Source organism: Streptomyces sp. NPDC054840, assembly GCF_053611065.1.
Genome location: NZ_JBSGZP010000647.1, coordinates 1 through 4,140, shown reverse-complemented (window position 1 = coordinate 4,140; position 4,140 = coordinate 1). Strand labels below are relative to the sequence as shown.

Annotated in this window: 4 protein-coding genes; 3 read left to right on the top strand and 1 reads right to left on the bottom strand. The window is 64.2% G+C overall.

Going from position 1 to position 4,140, the window contains the following annotated elements:
- Together ACWGIU_RS31520 and tpg are read left to right on the top strand one after the other, a co-directional pair.
- The coding region (locus ACWGIU_RS31520) for a hypothetical protein (RefSeq protein ID WP_453711529.1) at nt 1-205 on the top strand (205 nt) is incomplete at its 5' end.
- A 68-nt stretch (nt 206-273) separates the two neighbouring features.
- Entirely contained in the window at nt 274-828 is a 555-nt protein-coding gene (gene tpg / locus ACWGIU_RS31515) for a telomere-protecting terminal protein Tpg (RefSeq protein ID WP_453711528.1), read from the top strand.
- Between the two features lie 172 nt (nt 829-1,000).
- On the opposite strand, the gene ACWGIU_RS31510 is transcribed toward tpg, so the two are convergent.
- Nucleotides 1,001-1,636, bottom strand: coding sequence for a hypothetical protein (locus ACWGIU_RS31510; RefSeq protein ID WP_453711527.1), 636 nt, complete (start codon nt 1,634-1,636; stop codon nt 1,001-1,003).
- Between the two features lie 707 nt (nt 1,637-2,343).
- Between ACWGIU_RS31510 and ACWGIU_RS31505 the strand changes: the two genes are divergently transcribed.
- Nucleotides 2,344-3,528 (top strand): DUF5677 domain-containing protein, encoded by a 1,185-nt coding sequence (locus ACWGIU_RS31505; RefSeq protein WP_453711526.1) that lies wholly within the window; start codon nt 2,344-2,346, stop codon nt 3,526-3,528.
- The last annotated feature ends 612 nt before the right edge of the window (nt 3,529-4,140 follow it).

Below are 4,140 nucleotides of genomic sequence, written 5' to 3'. Positions count from 1 at the left end.
GTCCGGGGGACGCCACCGCCAGCAGGCCGGCCCCGGCCTCGTCTCCGGAGCCGGGGCACAGCCCCACAGCGGCCGGATCGACTGCGCCGACCTCTCTCGCCGTGCGGCCACACGGCCCTCCGTGGTCGGGCAGACTGCCACCACGACGGACGACCAGAAGACCGCCCTGCACACGACGGCGGCCGGCCCGGCGACCGGGTCGTAGACCAGGCCGGGGCAACCCCGTCCCGGCCCTGCGCCCGGACGGGGCCGCGAGGAAGAGGGAGACAGCTGGTGGGGGACATCGATGACGCCCTGGACCGCGCGGACCGCGAAGGGTTCACCCGAGAGCCGCCCAAGACCCTGAAGGGCCAGATCAACTTCCTGGTCAGACAGCTGAAGTCGACCAAGGCCGTCGCCGAGCACCTGGGCGTCAGTCAGCGCTCAGTGGAGCGCTACCGCAAGGGCGACCGCAAGACCCCGCCTAAGGCCGTCGCGGACCGCATCGACACGGCCGTGCGTGCCCGCTGGCAGCCCGTGGTGCGCGGCCGGCGCCGCAAGGAAGCTGCCACCCGCACCGGAATCACGGTGGAGACGCGCGCCCGGTTCGGGTACACCGCCCCGGTCGGTACGACCGACGACGGCCGCATGCGACGCCTCACCGTCCACCTCACACCCGCGTACGCGCAGCGCCTCTTCGACGCCCGCGCAACGGGTGCGAGCGACCAGCAGATGCGTGCAATTCTGGCCGAAGGCTTGCAGGAAATTTACTTCAAGGACGGCGGAACCCGCGCGGACGGCCTGAACGTCGAATTCACCGACATCGACTACTTCGACGCCTCGTTCTGAACAGGAATCTGAAGATGCCCGCTGGAGCGGGGAAAACGGGAACCGGGACAGCACCGGGCAGCCCCGGCCGTCCCCAGGCGCACCACGCAGCTTATGCCTCTGCCACCATGCTCTTCTGCACTCTGGCCGGTGCATAGTCGGGAAGGGACGAGCACCGGCCTGGGTGAAAAGGTCAGCCCTGTAGGTGTTCTTCGACGGCTTGCTGGAGCGCCGGGGTGTCGGCATCACGTGTCCATCGCACGTATGTGAACCCCTGCCCGCGGGCCGCGGCGAGCTCGCGAGCCTGGGCCAGTACAGATGATGGCGGCTCCAGCATGGTGGCAACGAGAACGATGGCGTCTGCCTGCGGCGGCATGAGCGAGCCTTGCACCACGTCGCGCACGCGTCTGGGTTCGATGCCCCTGCTGGGGTCGCCGAACTTGGTCTCGATGACGATCCTCTTGCCCCTGGTATCCACAAGTGCGTCATAGCCGCGATCACGGGGCCCGGGCAACTGCACTGCTCTGCGGCCGAAGGCTGACCTTAGACGGTCAATAATCACCTGCTCATAGGCGGCGTGCGACAGTTCACGGATCTCTTCGTTGTGCTGGATGCCGGGGGAGATGATCGTCGCGGCTGAGGCCACTTCGACGGCTCGTGCAGGTGTTGGTGCGTTGCGCATCTCCTCTTCAACGGTCTCGACCCAGGTCATCGTGCCGTCAGCCAGGCTGATTTCCTTGATCTGGCGGCCCATCACGGCGGCCACGAGTAGGACGGCGCCGACAATGATGAGCGCCGCAGGGCCCGCTTCTGTCCCGGTCACGAACACGGCTACTGCTCCCGCACCTGCCATTGCGGCGCCCGCAAGACCTAAAGTCCAGCGTGCCAGGGGAGTGAGCCGGCCGCTTCGGCGAATGTGCGCGATGCGCTGGGCCCTCCTGGTCCTCCACCGGGCTATGGACCCGGGGGGTTGCGGAGAGCGAGTGACGGAGTTGCTCATGGCCGCAGGGTAGGGCAGCGCAAGGTCTTCGGTGGGGCCTTCTGCTGCTGGAAACCCTCTTTGATGAGCCGCACTTGGCTGTCTCCTGGTCGCGCTGTCCCGCGCCAACGCGGCACAGCGCGACCAGGGGACAGCTGCGGCGCGCTCGGCGTGCACGGGGCACGCCCTGTGTTCGGAGCGATCCGGGGACAGCAGTACCACTGGGCCGCCGCAGCCCTTCGGCACACCCGCGCCAGGTCCCTTGCGCGTCGATCAGGAGCGCGGCTCCCGCCCCGCCAGGCTGACGTGGCCCCTCGTGGATTGCCACAGGCGGAGCAGGGATTCCCGCTCCTAGAGCAGCCCTGGTCTCCTCCTTACGGGCCGCGTCCGACAAGCACCTGACCACCAGCGGCGTCCAGGGGGAATCGAGGATTGCTCGGCGACCATCCAGCGAGCCAGAAAGAAGCGGGGAAATATCTGGTTCAACAACTGCCCTCGTGAGATACCGTTCCAGCTCAACGGTGTCAGGCCCCAAGGGCCGGTGAGCGGGGGGTTCCATGGCTGATCTCTTCAGTGAAGCTGACTTTACCAGCACCCCGTCTGAGCGCGGATTCGCTACCCAACACGAAACGCAAGCTGCACTGCACAGAATGCTGGATCATTTGCAGCCCGTTCTGTCGCGAATGATTGAGCAGGTAGCCGTAGTGGGGCGTCTGTTCTTCACAAACACGGAAAACAAAGCAGGGCAGATCATAGCGAATCACGCGCTGAATGACTTTCGCTCGCTCCTTGACCGTCTGTACGACGGCGAAGGAAGAGACGCTGCGAGGGCATCGCGTTCGCTCTATGAACACCTAGTCAACTATTGCGAGGTGATGAGCGATGACGATTCTGCCGAGAGGTATCTAGCTCATAGAGCTGTGACAGCCGAACTTCTAGGAGAACTTTCTAATGGGCTTGGCCTTCTCAAAGGCTCGGACCTGAAAAGTGAGCGGTCTCGACTTTACAAGATGAAGCGAGATAGCGTCAATGAACTGAAAAGCGCTCTCGCCCTGTATGGGCCCAGGTTCCGGCGAGACTGGGCTAAACGCAATCTTCGCGAGCGGGCCATAGCCCACGGCTACGGCAGCCAGTACGACGTATACAAGGTACTTTCCCAGGTTACGCACGGGAGCGCCGGCGGAGTCCTGGGGACTTTCGGGGACGTCATGGGCGCTAAAGTCCACCGTACGGGCCCGTCACTCGATCTAGCCGTCCTCGCATACCTGGAAGGAATCTCATTCTTCCGGGACTTCATCAGTGAGGTACATGACAGATCGGCCCTTGATTGTCGTGAAGCTCTTAGCGAGATCAACCGGGCGATATCGATCTGGCCCGCTTACCGGTATGCGCTGAAAGCTGTCGACCGCGCCCTGTGGCCGGTAAAGCCACCGCTAGGACCGGTGGCACTAATAGCAATGTACCCTAGCGGGAAAATTCGATGGTTCTGCTATGATCCGCAGATAAAAAAGGTCAAAATTGCAATTCCCCCTGAAGGCGTAGAATGGATCGAAGAGGAAACGCGCAGCCATCTCCGCACTAGCCATTCATGCTTGATGATGGCGGGGGAGGGGAAACCCGTTACGGCAGCCATCCATTCGGTGCCAGTTACTCCAAAACCCGGGGCGGAATGGGTGAAGCAGTCTGCCTATTTCTCCGATCCCCCATTGGAGCTTCCCGGATGGATTAAACCGGGCGAGTAGCGGAATCAGTCCTGGATGCAGTCCGCGGCGTACTGTCGCAGATTGCCGATCCGGCTAGGGTCGTGGTTAGCCTGCGCCGATATGGCGTGCTCGGCTGAGGCCCGGGGCCCAGAGTGCTCTGGGGCGCAGTACCCCCGGGCCGCCCCCCTCTTTCTCGTCCGACGTGCGGGTGGGCCGGCTGACGTGTTGGCGTCCGGTGAGAGGTCCGTGTGGGGCGTCCCGGGCCCCGGAGGTATCCGTAGGGAATCCGGGATCCTACACAGGCCTCACATGTGATGCATCAGCCGGTACGCCGATCCAGCAATCGGGTTGGATCCTTGGCGGAGGGTGTTCCTGCATTCCGCCTTTGGTACATGCTGCATCACCCTTTGAGAGGGTAGGATGCGTGTCCCGATGCCTCCTTTGGGGATGAGGGCGGAGCGCTGCGGAGCCCGCCACATCGGGTGGGAGGTTGAGTTCCTGTCAGGTGCCGGCCCGTCATCTGCCGTTGCGGGGGGTGGTGGTGGAAATTGCCGGATCCTACACAGTGCCCGCAGGTGATGCACCCTCCTCCCGCTGCCAGCGGCGGCGTAGCCGCGTGGGCTGGAGCGTTAGCGGAAGCCCTGCCCGGGG